Origin of the sequence: Streptomyces sp. 2131.1 (assembly GCF_900105515.1) — a bacterium.
GTDB classification, from domain to species: domain Bacteria; phylum Actinomycetota; class Actinomycetes; order Streptomycetales; family Streptomycetaceae; genus Streptomyces; species Streptomyces drozdowiczii.
The window spans coordinates 6929351-6943494 of sequence record NZ_FNSY01000001.1 but is presented as its reverse complement, the minus strand read 5'-3'; the positions used below and the strand labels follow the sequence as shown (position 1 = coordinate 6943494).

16 protein-coding genes and 2 pseudogenes are annotated in these 14144 nt (G+C 69.8%); 8 read left to right on the top strand and 10 right to left on the bottom strand.

The features are described 5' to 3' along the window. Positions 1 to 33: 33 nt before the first annotated feature. Positions 34 to 678, bottom strand: a pseudogene (locus tag BLW14_RS30890) (aldehyde dehydrogenase family protein). Between the two features lie 98 nt (positions 679 to 776). Here BLW14_RS30890 and BLW14_RS30885 point away from each other — a divergent pair. Next, positions 777 to 1052, top strand: coding sequence for an MmyB family transcriptional regulator (locus BLW14_RS30885; RefSeq protein ID WP_256332927.1), 276 nt, complete (start codon positions 777 to 779; stop codon positions 1050 to 1052). A 41-nt stretch (positions 1053 to 1093) separates the two neighbouring features. On the opposite strand, the gene BLW14_RS30880 is transcribed toward BLW14_RS30885, so the two are convergent. Then, the gene (locus BLW14_RS30880) at positions 1094 to 2014 is read right to left on the bottom strand and encodes an SGNH/GDSL hydrolase family protein (protein WP_093710904.1); all 921 of its coding nucleotides are present in this window, start codon (positions 2012 to 2014) and stop codon (positions 1094 to 1096) included. 200 nt (positions 2015 to 2214) lie between these two features. On the opposite strand from BLW14_RS30880, the pseudogene BLW14_RS30875 reads away from it, so the two are divergent. Further along, a pseudogene (locus BLW14_RS30875) lies at positions 2215 to 2370 on the top strand (amidase family protein); the annotation flags it as partial. A gap of 534 nt (positions 2371 to 2904) precedes the next feature. Here BLW14_RS30875 and BLW14_RS30865 read toward each other — a convergent pair. After that, the gene (locus BLW14_RS30865) at positions 2905 to 3720 is read right to left on the bottom strand and encodes an SAM-dependent methyltransferase (protein ID WP_093710396.1); all 816 of its coding nucleotides are present in this window, start codon (positions 3718 to 3720) and stop codon (positions 2905 to 2907) included. A 731-nt stretch (positions 3721 to 4451) separates the two neighbouring features. On the opposite strand from BLW14_RS30865, the gene BLW14_RS30860 reads away from it, so the two are divergent. Next, positions 4452 to 5036 carry a helix-turn-helix transcriptional regulator gene (locus tag BLW14_RS30860; protein ID WP_093710395.1) on the top strand — a complete coding sequence of 195 codons (585 nt, stop codon included), beginning with the start codon at positions 4452 to 4454 and terminating at the stop codon, positions 5034 to 5036. Positions 5037 to 5215: 179 nt separating this feature from the next. Beyond that, positions 5216 to 5401, top strand: a complete 186-nt coding sequence (locus BLW14_RS30855) for a hypothetical protein (RefSeq protein WP_093710394.1) — start codon at positions 5216 to 5218, stop codon at positions 5399 to 5401. 151 nt (positions 5402 to 5552) lie between these two features. On the opposite strand, the gene BLW14_RS30850 is transcribed toward BLW14_RS30855, so the two are convergent. Both BLW14_RS30850 and BLW14_RS30845 read right to left on the bottom strand, forming a co-directional pair. After that, on the bottom strand, positions 5553 to 5948 hold the full coding sequence (locus BLW14_RS30850) for a cupin domain-containing protein (protein WP_093710393.1): 396 nt from the start codon (positions 5946 to 5948) through the stop codon (positions 5553 to 5555). Beyond that, the gene (locus tag BLW14_RS30845) at positions 5945 to 7393 is read right to left on the bottom strand and encodes an MFS transporter (protein WP_177154154.1); all 1449 of its coding nucleotides are present in this window, start codon (positions 7391 to 7393) and stop codon (positions 5945 to 5947) included. Before BLW14_RS30845 ends, BLW14_RS30850 begins: the two co-directional genes overlap by 4 nt. Before the next feature lie 57 nt (positions 7394 to 7450). On the opposite strand from BLW14_RS30845, the gene BLW14_RS30840 reads away from it, so the two are divergent. The 3 genes from BLW14_RS30840 (at position 7451) to BLW14_RS30830 (ending at position 9857) form a co-directional block, all read left to right on the top strand. Continuing rightward, positions 7451 to 8119, top strand: coding sequence for a TetR/AcrR family transcriptional regulator (locus tag BLW14_RS30840; protein ID WP_093710903.1), 669 nt, complete (start codon positions 7451 to 7453; stop codon positions 8117 to 8119). Positions 8120 to 8489: 370 nt separating this feature from the next. Next, a complete protein-coding gene (locus BLW14_RS30835; protein ID WP_256332926.1) occupies positions 8490 to 9017 on the top strand; it encodes a peptidylprolyl isomerase in 528 nt (175 codons plus the stop codon). A gap of 189 nt (positions 9018 to 9206) precedes the next feature. Continuing rightward, positions 9207 to 9857 (top strand): hypothetical protein, encoded by a 651-nt coding sequence (locus BLW14_RS30830; RefSeq protein ID WP_093710390.1) that lies wholly within the window; start codon positions 9207 to 9209, stop codon positions 9855 to 9857. 124 nt (positions 9858 to 9981) lie between these two features. On the opposite strand, the gene BLW14_RS30825 is transcribed toward BLW14_RS30830, so the two are convergent. From BLW14_RS30825 to BLW14_RS30810, 5 genes are all read right to left on the bottom strand, one after another. Next, a complete protein-coding gene (locus BLW14_RS30825; RefSeq protein WP_093710389.1) occupies positions 9982 to 10824 on the bottom strand; it encodes an endonuclease/exonuclease/phosphatase family protein in 843 nt (280 codons plus the stop codon). Between the two features lie 99 nt (positions 10825 to 10923). Then, positions 10924 to 11217: a hypothetical protein gene (locus tag BLW14_RS30820; RefSeq protein ID WP_256332925.1), complete on the bottom strand. Its 294-nt coding sequence runs from the start codon at positions 11215 to 11217 to the stop codon at positions 10924 to 10926. 150 nt (positions 11218 to 11367) lie between these two features. After that, positions 11368 to 11553, bottom strand: a complete 186-nt coding sequence (locus BLW14_RS34290; RefSeq protein WP_143052025.1) for a hypothetical protein — start codon at positions 11551 to 11553, stop codon at positions 11368 to 11370. 226 nt (positions 11554 to 11779) lie between these two features. After that, entirely contained in the window at positions 11780 to 12487 is a 708-nt protein-coding gene (locus BLW14_RS30815; protein ID WP_093710388.1) for a B3/B4 domain-containing protein, read from the bottom strand. Positions 12488 to 12533: 46 nt separating this feature from the next. Then, positions 12534 to 13181, bottom strand: coding sequence for an FMN-binding negative transcriptional regulator (locus tag BLW14_RS30810; protein WP_093710387.1), 648 nt, complete (start codon positions 13179 to 13181; stop codon positions 12534 to 12536). A 312-nt stretch (positions 13182 to 13493) separates the two neighbouring features. Between BLW14_RS30810 and BLW14_RS30805 the strand changes: the two genes are divergently transcribed. Next, positions 13494 to 14084, top strand: a complete 591-nt coding sequence (locus BLW14_RS30805) for a helix-turn-helix domain-containing protein (protein ID WP_093710386.1) — start codon at positions 13494 to 13496, stop codon at positions 14082 to 14084. Positions 14085 to 14144: the final 60 nt, after the last annotated feature.

Genomic DNA, 14144 nt, shown 5'->3' with positions numbered 1-14144 from the left:
GGCAGTACCCGGGCCGCCGGCCTCGGCCCGGGATCACTGCGCGACCTTCACCATCTTTCGGTTGAGGAACCCGCCGATGCCGATCTCGGCCGGCTCGCGGCCGAATCCGCAGTTCTCGACCCCGTCGAAGGGCAGCCGCGGCGAGTCGGCGAAGCAGGAGTTGATGTACACCATCCCGGCCTCCAGACGGCCGGCCACCTGCCGGGCGTGCTCGACGTCCGCGTCGAAGACGTAGGAGCCGAGGCCGAAGCGCGTGGCGTTGGCCAGCCGGATCGCCTCCTCCTCGCTGTCCACCGCGTGGAACGACAGCACGGGGCCGAACGCCTCCTCGTGGTACAGCGGATTGTCCTCGGTGATGTCCGTGACGATCGTCGGTTCGAGGTAGAACCCGGGACGGTCGATCCGGCTGCCGCCGAAGGCGATGCGGGCGCCCGCGGCCTCGGCCTCCCGGATCTGCCGCAGCAGGCCCTCAAGGGCGATCCCCGGGACGAGCGGACCGACCACGGTCCGCTCGTCCCGGGGATCGCCCACCGTGATGCGGGCGAATCGTTCCCTGAACTCGGCCGGCAGCTACTCGCCCCGTTCCCTGCCGACCACGATGACGCGCGTGATGTTCACGCAGCCCTGGCCCGAGTTGTAGGTGCGGCCCATCACGATCTGCTCGGCCGCGTGGCCCAGGGGTGCCCCCGGCAGGATCAGAGCGGGGTCGCTGCCGCCGGGTTCGAGACCCCGCGTCCCGCGATCTGTCCACCGACTGGGACACCAAGGCCCGCGACGTGGTGGGGCAGCTGCGGGTCTGGGCGGGCGTGCACCCGGAGGACGCGCAGATCGCCTCGTTGATCGGGGAACTCGCCATGAAGAGCGATGGGTTCCGCAAGCTGTGGGCCTCGCAAGACGTCGCGAACAAGACCCACGGCACCATGCGTCTGACCCACTCGCTCGTGGGTGAACCGACCCTCCGCTACGAGACCCTCGCCCTCCAGGGCGACCGGGACCAGTACCTGAAAGGGATGCGGGTTCCGGCTGCCTCCGCCCCGCGTGTGGCGATGTGACCCGCCTCAGGGTGCGTGCGCCCGCCTGCCAAGGGACGGGATCAATGGTGCCCAGCACCTCTGCTGAGGGTCTTCAGGAGCGCCTGTGCCATGACTTCCTCGCCCTTCGCGTTGGGGTGGGCCGGAGCGGCGGGCGCCGTGGGGCGCAGCGGCTCGATCCACCGGTCGGCGGGTGCCGTGCACATGTCGTGGCCCACCGTCGGTCCGTACGTGTCCACGTAGTCGGCCCGGTTCAGCAGCGCCACCGCGCGCAGCATCAGGTTGAGGCGCTTCTCCGTGTCCCGCAGGTACGAGAAGTCCTTGGCCGCGAACGGGACGTCGGGGTAGCAGCCCGTGCCGTCGTCGGGAAGGAGGTCCGGGTAGCCGACGACGACCACGCGCGCGTGGGGTGCCCTGCTGTGCACCTCCCGCAGTACGCGGGCGACCTTGGGCGCTGTCTGGAGGATCTTCACTGTCAACTGGTCGTAACCCGAAGCCCCGTAGTACTGCTGACAGGGGTTGCCGGCGAGGTCCTTGGCACTGAGACCGGCGCAGGTGCCGATGATGGAGCCGAAGCCGACGTCGTTGCCGCCGATCTGCAGGGTCACGAGATCCGTGTCTCGCTTCACCGCTTCCAGTTGAGGTCCGTTGGTGCCCTGCGCCTGCCACATCTCGGCGGTCGTCGCACCGCCGCAGCTCACATCGGTGAACGAGGTGACGCGGCGCTCACGGGCGGTGATCGACGGGTAGTTGTGGTCGGAACGGGCACAGTTGGCGTCGACCTGCGTGGGTATCAGGGGGCCGGAAGTGTAGGAGTCGCCCAGCGCCACGTAGGTGGAGCGGGGTGTTCCGTGCACACCTCCCGCCGCGGCCGAAGCCGTGCCGGTGAAGCCGACGGCGAGCGCGCAGCTGCTCAGCGCGGCCAGCGTGATGGCGGTGCGTCGCTTGGATATGGCCCCGCCCGGACGCGTCCGATGCATCATCATGTCCTCCCCAGAAATTCCGACAGTCCGCCGACATTCGGCGGCGACCAGGACGCACGGGACATGAGAAGGCACCCGGCGCTCGGTGGCCGGTGCCCGGCAGACCCAACCTCGCCTGTATACCGGCCAGTAGGGCGTGAGGCCAGCAATCGGACGAAGTCAGCTGCAGAGCAACGCTCTCATCTCCCACTGATGCACTCGGATCCAGCGGGGGCGCGGCCGTAGCGGCCGGGGTCGTGCCGCTTGCCCACGGCACCGACGCCGCCGGCTCGCTCCGTGTTCCCGCCGCCTACAACGGCCTCTTCGGGTTGAAGCCCGCCCGCGGCCGGGCTTCCATGGGCCCCGGCTCCGAAGAACACCGCTTCGCCATCGTCGTACCCGCAGATCCGGCAGGCGGTCTCGGTCCTGTCATCCATGCTCATCTCGGCCAGAGCCACCGATCGACGGCGAACGACGTCTGAGGGGTCATCTCGATTGGCGGGTGGTTCGTCGAAGTGCCCTCCTGGCCGAACTCAGGCAGGCACTCGCTGCCGCGCCAATGTCCGTCGAGGTGCTTCCGGCCGCCAGCGACCTGGGCAGGGGATCAGCCAGAGTTCGCGAACGGACTCAGCGCAGAGGTCCAGGTCGGCTTCCCGCCCTGGTACACCTGCCCGTAGACCCACGAACAGCGGCGCCATGCGTTCGGCACAGGCAGCGACATACAGGCGGACCACTTCGTCGTGCCCGTCACGGAGCCCCCCTGCGACGGTTTCCTCCACCAGCGCCCCCACGTCCGCCCTCACCCCTTTCGAGCAGATCGAGAGGGCTACACGGCGGGCTGAGGAGCGGGGTTTGACGAGTTGGGGCCCCGAAGTGTCCGCATACCCCCTTTCAGCGGGCCGAGCCTCCCCTCAGGCAGTTCCGTGCTTGAGGCCCAGGCCGCCACGGAACCCCATGTCGTCAGGCCCCTCGGACACCAATGCGTCCGGGTGCCAGCGGTCGACTGGTACTACGCCCGGGTCCAGCAGTTCCAGTCCCGTGAAGAATTCCTCGATCTGCTTCTGTGTGCGCAGCACCACGGGCTTGGAGACTTTGTTCTGCCGGTAGAAGGCCGATGCCTCCGCTGCCCTGACGGGATCCGCGTCACCGCAGGCATGGGACAACGCGACATACGAACCGGCCGGAAGAGCGTCCACGAGGACTCGCAGGACGCCGGCCGGGTCCTCGTCTTCGTCGAGGAAGTGCAGGATCGCGGCCAGGACCAGGCCCACCGGACGCGTCATGTCGAGCGTCTCGGTCACCTCGGGCGATTCCAGTACCGCGCGCGGGTCACGCAGGTCGGCTTGCAGGTAGGTCGATCGGCCCTCGGGTGATATCGGGGTGAGCAGCGCCTCGGCGTGCCGCAGCACCACGGGGTCGTTGTCCACATAGACGATCCGAGCCGAGGGCACCAAGCCTTGAGCGATCTCGTGCAGGTTGGGCCGGGTGGGGATGCCGGTGCCGATGTCCAGGAACTGTGTGACACCCCCCTCTTTCACCATATGCCGGACAGCGCGCGCCATCCATGCCCGGTTCTGCTGCGCACTGCGCTGGATTTCCGGCCAGCGCTGGGCGATGCCCTCCGCGACGGCTTGGTCCACCGGGTAGTTGTCCTTGCCACCGAGGAGGCTGTCGTAGACGCGCGCCGGGTGCGGCTTTCCCTGTTCGAACGACCCGTTGGGGAACACACGATCTCCTTCGCGCGATGGCACGTTCGGTTCACACAACAACGCTCTGGCCAGAGCTATTTGAACATACAGTGTCATGTGAACCTGCCTTTGCTCCCGGATCACTTCGGCCCGACTCATCACGGCGCAGGGGCAAGCGCCTGCCATCACGGCCGATACCCAGGCCCTGTCGAGGGCGCCGCCGGTGCCGACGCATCCGTTGCCGGCAGCTCGCCGAACCCGAACGCAGGCCGGCAAGGACCCGACGGCTCTGGTTTCGACGGCGAGGTCGAGGGGCGACACACAGCAGCTTCGCGCTCTCGCCGAGGACCGTGGCACATGCCGTTCCAGGCGGCGCCACACCGATGACCAGCACTTTGGATACACGCCCCAGCACACCGGACGACCGCACTGCCACGAGGACGTGGCGAGCGGCTCCGACAGTTCCGGCAGAGGGCCTGGAGGGCGACGACGCCCGCGCCGGAGCGGCATCCCGGAGCCGGTCGCCGGAAGCGGGACGCGCGGCCCGGCCGTCGGAATCGCCCGTCGGCATCGGTGCCACCCAGAGCGAGCTGGAGTGGTGGGTGTCGGTGGAACCACGTACGTGGCGCCCTGAGCCGGACGTACCTGCTGTACGTGCGGCACGTCGGTGTAACCACGGATTCGCTGCGGCCCAGGCGGTGGGAGATTTGTGACCGGTCCGGTGAGTCAGGGCACGGGCGGTCCGTGTGGCAGAGCAGGCTGCCGGGCTGATGGACGGCTTGACCGACGGCGATCTCGCCGCTCTGTGCGAACTGCTGGGCAGGTTGGGGTGGGCCGAGGCATTCCTCGGCCGCTACGCAGACGCCGAACGCCGTGCCAACCGGGGACTGCGGATCGCCCGGAACTCCGGCCAGGTCTACGTGCTGCCGCTTCTCCTGCTGTGCAAGGCGCACGTCCGGATCCAGGTCTGCCGACTCAGGTCGGCCCGGGACCTGGCGGACGAGGCTGAGGACATCGCCCGCGGCATCGGCAGCAGCGAGCTCTGGCAGCTGCTGGAGACGCCGGACTGCTTGGTCGGTCTGGCGGAACTGACCCGCCCGCCCTCACCCGACGCGGTGGGCACCGTGTCGTGGTCGGCCAACCTCACCCCGCGCGCGCGGGAGATCGCCGGACTGGTGGCCGAGGGCCTCACCAACCAGGCGATAGCGTCCCGGCCCTACCTCAGCCACCGTACGGTCGAGACACACGTCACCCGGGTACTCCGCAAAGCCGGCGTCGCCACCCGTACGGCCCTCGCCGCCCTGATGGCCCGTCCCGTCCAGCCTGCCGGTGAACCTACGTATCCGAATCCGTAGTTCCACTGATGCCGGGGACAATCCGACTTGGGGAGACTCACCCAGAAGGCTTCCCGAGGGGATCGCACGGTCACACCGGGAAGCCTGCCGACTCCCCGCCGGGCTGGCGTCGTCGGCTGTCCATGGGGAGCGCACGCTGTCCGATCGATCCAGCCGGCCCGTACATGGGAGTGTCACCCGTGATTTCCAGGATTCGCGTACTTCTGGGCATGCTCGTGCTCCTGTCACCGGACCTCGGAGCAATCGCTCTGCTCGCGGCCGCGAAGGCCGGTCCCACCTGGTTCACCTTCGTTCCCATCGGCATCCTCGTCGTCGGCGCGTCCGTCGCCCAATCGCTCGGATGGTTCAACAAGAAGGCCGGTTGACGGACGTACGACTTCGCCGGAGCGGGCCATGGCGTGCTTCGCACCGTCCAGACCGGCAGGCGGGCCGCGATTGCGGATTCGCCGCTCACTCGCCAAGCCTTCGCGCGAAGCGCGTGGTGGCCCGGCAGCCATCTGCCGGGCCACCTGTCGATCAGTGGGTGGCGGTGCGCTTTTCGAGACGGGTGCCGTCGCGAAGAGTGATTGACATCAGGTCGCTGGGGGCGTCGAGTTCCAGGCGGTGCCAGCGGCCGCGGGGGACGACCACGGCGGCGCCCGCCTGCAACTGCACCATGTCCTCGGCCCCGTCGGGCGCGTCGGGACGGAAGTAGATGCGGATGCCACCGCTCAGGCAGCACACCGCTTCCTCGGCCTCCGGGTGCATCTCCCAGTGGTCGGCGTGAACGTCGGCATTGGTCTCGACGTGGAACGTAGCGATCTGCCAGGTGCCGGAACTGCCGCTTGTCATCTGCCGCTCTACGGCTCGGACATGGCCGTCGGGGTGGAAGTGCAGCGCCGAGGCGAACAGGTCGACGGTGGTGGTTGTCACGAGGGTGTTCCTTCCAACTGATCTTCTGCGGGGTCGGTGGATCGCAGGGCAGGAGTGACGGCTCGGCGGCGCGGCAGTACGCCGATGGCCACGATTGCCGCGAGTACGAAGACGACGGCGGCTGTGGCCAGGCCCAGGGCGTAGCCGTCGTTGAGGGCGGCGGGGCCGGTGGCTGTGCCGGTGTGGTGGGCGGCGACCGTGGCCAGGGCCGCCAGGCCGATGGAGCCGCCGAGTTGGCGCGAGCTGTTCATGAGGCCGGAGGCCATCCCGGCCTCCCGCGCGGCAACGCCGGTGGTCGCCGCGGCGGCGACCGGGGCCAGCACCAGTCCGGCCCCGACGCTGGTCACGAGGGAGGGGCCGAGCACGTCGGCGAGGAAGCTGCCGTCGGGGCTGATGAGGGCGAACCAGGCCAGGCCCGCGGCTGCCAGCAGCGCGCCGGGCACCAGGGACGCGCGGGGAGTACGTGTCGCGATGATGCGGGTCGCGGCGACGGTTCCCGCGATCAGGCCCAGGGAGAAGGGAAGGAAGGCGATGCCGGTCGCCGCGGCACCCATGCCCAGGACCTGCTGCATGTACAGGGACACGAAGTAGAACGCCGTGAACTGCCCGGCCGCGGCCAGGAACACCAGCACGTTCGCCCCGGCGACCCAGCGGCTGCACAGGAGGCCGAGGCGCAGCAGAGGTGCGTCGGCCCTCGACTCCGCGAAGGCGAAGGCGACCAGCAGCAGGGCCGCGGCAGCGAGGGCGGCCCAGGTGATTGGGGAGCCCCAGCCGAGGGCGTCGGTGCGGACGACACCCAGCACCAGCAGCCCGACGCCGCCGGTCGCCAGAACGGCCCCCGGCACGTCCAGCCTTTCACGCCGGGCGGGCGTGGTTCCGGCGGGCACCCCTGCGGGGATGAGGGCGAGAGCCGCCGCGACGATGGGCAGGTTGATCAGCATGACCCAGCGCCACCCCGCGTATTCGGTGAGCAGCCCGCCTGCCAGCACACCCAGCGCGCCACCCGCCGCGTTCACCGCGCTCCACACGCCGAGCGCACGGACGCGCCGGGGCCCTTCGGCGAAGGTCGTGGTGAGCATCGCCAGCGCGGCCGGCGCGGCCGCGGCGGCGCCCATGCCCTGCCCGGCGCGTGCGGCGATCAGTTGCCAGGGTGTCTGGGCCAGCCCGCCCACCAGCGAGCACAGCCCGAAGACGGTCAGCCCGAGCGCGAACATCCGGCGTCGGCCGTACAGGTCGCAGGCCCGGCCTCCCAGCAGCAGTAACCCGCCGAATGTGAGCGCGTAGACGTGCACGACCCATGACAGGCCGAGCGGCGTGAACCCCAGCGCGGCGCGGATCGCGGGCAACGCGACATTGACAACCGACATGTCCAGGGCGACGACGAATTGGGCGACGGCGGCGGCAGCCAGCACCACGCCCGGCTTCCCCCGTGAGTTTTTGTACATGTAAGGAAACTAGCCGAGGGAAGGGCCGCTGTCGACACCTGAGGGATGATGGCGGGCATGCCGCAACCGACCGCACCCCGCAAGGCCCCGGGCCGGCCTCCCCGCATCTCCCGCGAGGAGATCATCGGGACGGCCCGCCGGATCGTGACCGAGGGAGGTGTGAGCCGACTGACCATGCGGCGACTGGCCGCGGAGGTCGGCAGTACGCCGATGGCGCTCTACCACCACGTCCGCGACAAGGAGGAACTGCTCGTCCTGCTACTGGACGACTACGCCTCGCGAACCCTGCGCCGCCCCGAACTGCCGGACGACCCCCGCGAGCGGGTCGTGGTCGCCGCCACCGCGATCCACGAGGCGCTCGCCGCCTGTCCCTGGATCGTGGAGGTGCTGACCGCCGACGACCTGATGTCCACGTCCGCGCTGTGGTTCGTCGAGCAGATCGTCGACGGCTTTGTGGCGAGCGGCCTCCCCCTCGAGCGGGCCGTGCACGGCTACCGCTCTCTCTGGTACTACACCGCCGGAGAGATCGTGGTCAGGACGACGGCGGCCCGACGGCGTACGGACGACGGCCGTACGACGTACCGGGAACAGGTCTTTTCCGATCTCGATCCGGACGAACTCCCCCGCTTGGCGCAGGCCGCCGACCGCTGGGCGCCGCTGACCGCCGAGGACACCTACAGCGACGGCCTCCGAGCCCTGGTGGACGGCCTCCTCACCAGCCGCTGACAGACTCATTGCCCCGGACTTGCTGCTGGGCTTCTGGCGTCCTGCCGGCCCCCGCTCTGCTCTGATCTCGAAGGGGCGAATGTGGCTTGCGGACGGGTACTCGCCCGACGGGCGGCGCCCTAGACTGCGACCGCTCCGAAATCTGACGAACTGTTGGAGGGTGTGCAGGATGAACCGAGGTCTCATGACCGCGTTGGCGACACTGACGTTGGTCGTGTCCGGGGGCAGCGTCACCGCCTCCGCTTCCGATGCCCCACCGCGAACCACGCACGGCCCTTGCCAGTACTCCCAGACACCGGACGACCCGGCGGCGCGGCCGGTTCCCCTGCCGCCCGACCCGCGGCACACCCCCAGTCACGGCACGGTCGATATGGCTGTCCCGACCAGCCAGGGGCCGCTTCCCCTGCGTCTGGACCGGGCGAAGGCGCCCTGCACGGTCCAGAGCTTCGCGCACCTGGCGCGGCACCGGTTCTACGACCGTACGGTGTGTCATCGGCTGACGGCGTATCCGACGCTGAAGGTCCTGCAGTGCGGCGACCCGACCGCCACCGGCGAGGGTGGACCGGGGTACGCGTACAAGGACGAACTGCCGGTGGACCTGCCGCCGGCACCGAGCGATCCGATCGGCGCCCGTCGCGTTTACGGGCGCGGCCTGCTGGCGATGGCCAACGCCGGTCCGAACACGAACGGTTCGCAGTTCTTCGTCGTCTACGGTGACTCCGTGCTGCGGCCGGACTACACGGTGTTCGGCACGGTCGGTGCCGCCGGCCTGAAGACGCTCGACAAGATCGCCGCAGGCGGAATCGAGCCGACCGCGCAGGACCCGGCGCCTGTCGACGGCACCCCCGTACTGAGAACCGAACTGCGCAAGGTCCGGCCTTCCTGCCGACTCCGGTAGACCGTGCTCCGTGTCACCGTGGGGTCCGGCTACGGGCCTGGCCCCACGGTGACGCGGAGCGGCCATGAACCCGCGACTGCACGAAGCACGCCGGCAACGGGCTCCGGCAGAGATGCGGTGTGGCCCGCGCCAGGCAGCGTGAAGGCGATACCTCGCCCGTTTTCGCCGCTCTCAGGGCAAACTGCATGCATGGTCTCCGAAGAGTGCAAGCGCGAGGATCGTAAGCGCAGCGTGGACCACGGGCTGCGGACGGCCCTGGCCGAGGCGAGTGAGCTCCCGGATGTCTTCGCGCGTGCGTTCGCGAGGCTGGCGTTGGAGGCCGCGGCGCAGCGGTTCCAAGCTGATGACCCGGCAGAGGCGCAGGAGTGCCTGGCTCTGCTGGCCGGAAGGGGCGGGCGAGGCGCGGAGATCGCACTGCGTTTCGCCGACGTGCTGGGAATCCCGCGCGATGCCGACCGGGGCGCCGGTCCTCCTCTTGCCCTTGACACGCGAAGCACGAAGACCGCGCGGGTCAACTTGGATCCCGACACTTTCGACAGGCTCCTGGCGAGCGGCCGTTGGGACGGATTGGAGTCGGCGCAGGATGCGCTGAGACGCCAGTCCCAGGCCGAGATCGTCAACGAGATTCTGGCGGGCGGGGCCGTGGCCGCGTCGTTCACGGCAGCCGCTGCGGTCTTGAAGGCCAAACTGGAGGCGACCACCCAGCGGGAGAAGAACCGCATGGACATGGAGATCGAACGGCTGAGGATCGCTTCCCACGAGCGGATCGCGGGTCTCCAGGCCCGAAGCGGGCAGCAGCTGCCCGCTGCCGACGCGAACGACGAGGAACCCGAGGCGTAACGCGGAACGGCGGAGTCGGACGCGGGGCCTTGGATGAGTTCGGCCAAGTGGCAGCGCGTCCCCTGTCCTGCGCGCGGACCGGGGACGAGGGAGGGCAACAGCGCCGGCGACGGGCACCGTGCTGTCACCTCCCACTGAGATCGGCCTGCACCAGGTCGTGGTCCGACCACGGGGTGAGGTGCACCCGTTGCTCCAGCGGATCGAAGCCGCGCAGGAAGATGTAGTCGAACTTGCTGCGCCAGTCGGTGGTCGGCTCGCACGTGCCCGTACCGGAGGGGCCGCACTCGGGGTCCGCGTCCCGGGCCATGTTCCACATCACGGCGAGTTCCGAGGCGTACGGCCTCGCGTTGAAGTCACCGAGAACGATCGTGCGGTCGTAACGGGCGACCTCCTTCGCCAGCACGGCGGTCTGCTCCGCGCGGAACGATTCCTGTCTCCGCTCAGCCAGGTGCGTGTTGAACACCCGGACGCGCAGGCCGTCCACGAGGGTGGTGACGGCCATGTAGCCGCGGTCCTCGGACCCGCCGCGGGGGTACTCCGCCTTCACCGGGTCGGTCATCGGGGCGGCCGAGAGAATCGCCTGACCGAAGCCGCCGGGAGCCCACGGCACTCCTCCGCATCGGCTCCAGCTCGACAGTACCGACCCGTACTCGACGTGGTAGACCAGCCCGTACCGGTACCGCAGATAGTCCCGGATCCTCTCGACATCACCCACGCAAGCTTCTTGCAGGCCGATGACCTGAGGCGCGTACGCGGCGATCTCCGCCGCTCTGCCGCCGTTCCGCCCGCTGTCCTTGCAGGGATTGCAGATATTCCAGGTCATCACACGGTTCGGCACGGCCTCTTTGGGGGCTCCGGCCGGCAGCGGCTCGACCATGTAGACGCTGTTCGACGCGCTGGGGCCGGCGAGCAGCAGGCAGGCCATGATCAGCGCGCCCGCAAGCCACCGAGCGCCGGTTCCGGTCACCTTCCGCTCCTCGAAGTCGAGTCATACGCCGCCTGCGTCACTGCGGGCCGGCGGACGTGGTCTCCGTGGCCATTCCCTCGCCTGGAGGGGGCTTTCACGCTACGGCCACAGCACCTCGTTCTCCCGAACCACCGAGGCCTCGAACCGGTCCGGTTCGATCTGCCGGCGACGGTCGGCCCACCAGATCTCGAAGTCCGCAACCGTGCCTTCCGGCGGCCAGTCCTCTCTCTGCTCCGGAAGCAGCAGGACGTCTACGAAGCCCCCGACACCCAGGCCGATGTCCACGAAGATCCCGATCGCACCGGGCCGGGGAACCCGCACGACGGTGCCCGTGAAGCTCTGCCCGAAGCGCAAGTCCCTTCGAATCCGAGTCCACTCGGCCTCTGTCACCACGCGTGCATCTTCGCACCCCCTGTCCACACCACACCGCGAGGAGTTGGACGGCGTCGAGGGCAGCCTTGTCATTGGTGTTGACGGCGGTGACGACGGGGCTCACCCGTTCGCCGTGTCGTCGTTCGGCACTGACGGCGCCATCGAGGGCGTTCACGGGGCGCCGTCGCGAAGCCCTTCGATCGCACGTCGCAGATCCTCGAAGGCCCGCTGCTCCTGGTGGGGCGACGTCCGGCTGCTGGACAGGAGGCCGTCGCGGGCGGCCCGGGCCCGGCTGTAGGCGTCGAAGGAGGCCAGGACCTGTTCCACGAGCGGTTGAAGAGGGGGTGTCCCACTCATGACTGGGGCCTTTCTGGGCACGGCGATGACATCGCCGACCAGGCTTCCCGGCACACCACCCGCCCTAAGAGGGCGAGCCGCCGCACATATTAGCTTCGCAGCTGCCGACCGGTCGCAGGGGGAGGTGCCTTGCCACCGCCCGGCTCCTGGTGGCCATCCGGCTCCAGCCCGGCCCTTGAGCAAGGCCCCTCATCGGCACTCCGGGGCGGTCGCGCGCGGCGTGGTCTCAGATGTCGGCTTGAGGCTGCTTCCGGGTGAGGTAGTGAACCGCGGTCGGTCCGGCGTGCGGGGTGAGCAGGCCGTGCAGTTCTTCGGCGGCGACTTCGAGGAGGTCGCCGTCGCGGGTGGCGTTCAGGGTTTCCAGGACGAAGGCGACGTGGGTGGAAACATCGGTGACGCGGGTGCGGTGAGCGTCGCGGTGGTTCCAGTGTCGGGTCAGCACGTCGGTGCTGTCGGTGTAGATGATCTCGCCGGACTTGGGGTTCTCGACGGTGTCGGGCTCGCCGAGCGGGGTGAAGGTCTCGCTGCCGTCGGCGTAGCGGATCTCGACAGCGCCGGTGACGCGGTGGAGGTCGAAGGCGCCGGCGGGCAGGCCGTGGCGGACGGAGACGGCGTTGTAGGAGTCGACGGCCGGGTTGATCCGGGGCAGGGTGCCCTTCTTGGCGAGGCGCCGGCCGAGGGCGTCGACGCTGGGGCGGACGCGGCGGGGGTTGGTGCCGAAGGAACGGTAGGCGGTGTGCCACGCCTCGATGCGCGGGTCGCTCTCGTCGGCGGGCTGCCAGGTGCCCGCGGCGAGTGCCCGCTCCAGGTCCTCCACGGCAGTCGCGGTGCGGGGCCAGGGATCGGTGCCGCGCAGGCCCTGGGCGGTGACGACGGCGATGCGGGTGTCGGGGAAGGCGTCCGCGACGGCGGGGCTGATACGAAAGGCGGTCATCGCAAGGTAATCCGTTCCGGGAAGGGGCGGGCCGGGGGTGGCGGGGTCAGGCTTTCCACGTACCGATGCGGTCCAGTCGGCGCTTCTGCTGCACAGCGGTCGGCACGTCCAGGCCCTGGCCGCGCTCGGTGAGCCGGCGCACGGTGTCGGTGCGCTGCTCGACGGGCTTGTGGTCGTCGTACTTGAACTTCGCCCGGACGTCTGTGACCTCCAGGCTCAGGCCTCGGATGCCGGGCAGCATCCGGCCGTAGGGCGGCTGGTCGACCGCGATGGGGGCGTGGTCGCCGTCGGGCTGGAAGTGGGCCATCTGGCGTCGCAGCAGTTCGGCCTTGGCCTGGGGCTCGTCGACGATCACGGCCCGGCAGGTGAACTGGACAGCGGCGTAATAGCTGGTGGGAACGCAGTCGGTGGGCGGCACGTCCGGCTTGGCGCGCCAGGGACCCGGGATGAAGGCGTAGTCATCGGTGACGGCGAAAGCGACGTTCGCATCGGCCTCGATCGCCTCCCAGACGGGGTTGGGTCGGGCGAGGTGCACCAGCAAGGTTCTGCCGTCGACGGTGAAGTGGGTGGGCACGACGATCGGCGCGTGTCCGGGCCGGCCGTTGACGCTCAGGAGGCCGAAGTCATGGCCTTCGGCGAGCCATGTCTGCCATTCGGCGTCGTCCAGGGCGGCGTCCCAGGGCTGGATGAACATGCCGAGCTCCTTTCCGGGGTGGGGTTACATGACGGCAAGGAGGCCGGCGGGCACGGCGGTGCTCACGGGGACAACCGGCCGGGCCGTATCCGGCCGACACCGTCGTGCTCGCCCCCGGCCTCGAGACTGCACCGGAAGTCTGCGCAGCCGCAGCCGAACAGCTGACCGGAGCGTGGAGCGGAGCGATCACGGGTAGTACATTCCTTACAATCAGTAGAACGACTACACCGTACAACGCACCGACCGGCTTGCGTCAACCGAACGACCGCGCGGTCCAGTGCGCCGACCCATCTACTCCGAGGGAGGACAGCGATGACGGAGACCGAGGCGGCATTGCGGGCGCTCGCGCACAACGTCCGCGCGATCCGGACACGGGCCGGGCTGTCCCTGGACGAGCTCGGCCGCCGGGCCAAGGTCAGCAAGGGCGCCCTGGTCGCCCTGGAGAGGGCTCGGGGCAACCCGAACTTCGCCACCCTGGTCCGCCTCGCCGACACGCTGGGCATCTCGGTGTCCGCGCTGACGGAGGGCCGGGCCGAAGGCCGGGTCCGGGTCGTGTCCGCCGATGCGGTCATGCCGCTGTGGGCCGGGGAGAAGGGCGGCGAGGCACGGCTCATGCTGACCACGACGGGACCGGCGCCGGTCGAGGTCTGGCGCTGGAAACTGGAGCCCGGCGAGGCGTACCCCAGCCACCCCCATCAGGCTGGTGTCGTGGAAACCGTCAGCGTCACCGCCGGCCAGATGGTCCTCGTCGTCGATGGCACCGAGCATCCCGTCGAGGCAGGCCAGACCGCCACCTTCGACAGCGACGTCCCCCACACCTACCGGGGGTCGGGCACCGGGACCTGCCACCTGATCATGACCGTCCACATCCCGCCCGGCCCGGCTCAGGGGCTCCCCGTTTGACCGGCCCACCGGCCGCGCTTCCACGGGCCGGGACGGCGGCGGCCTCGTAAGCGCCGCCGG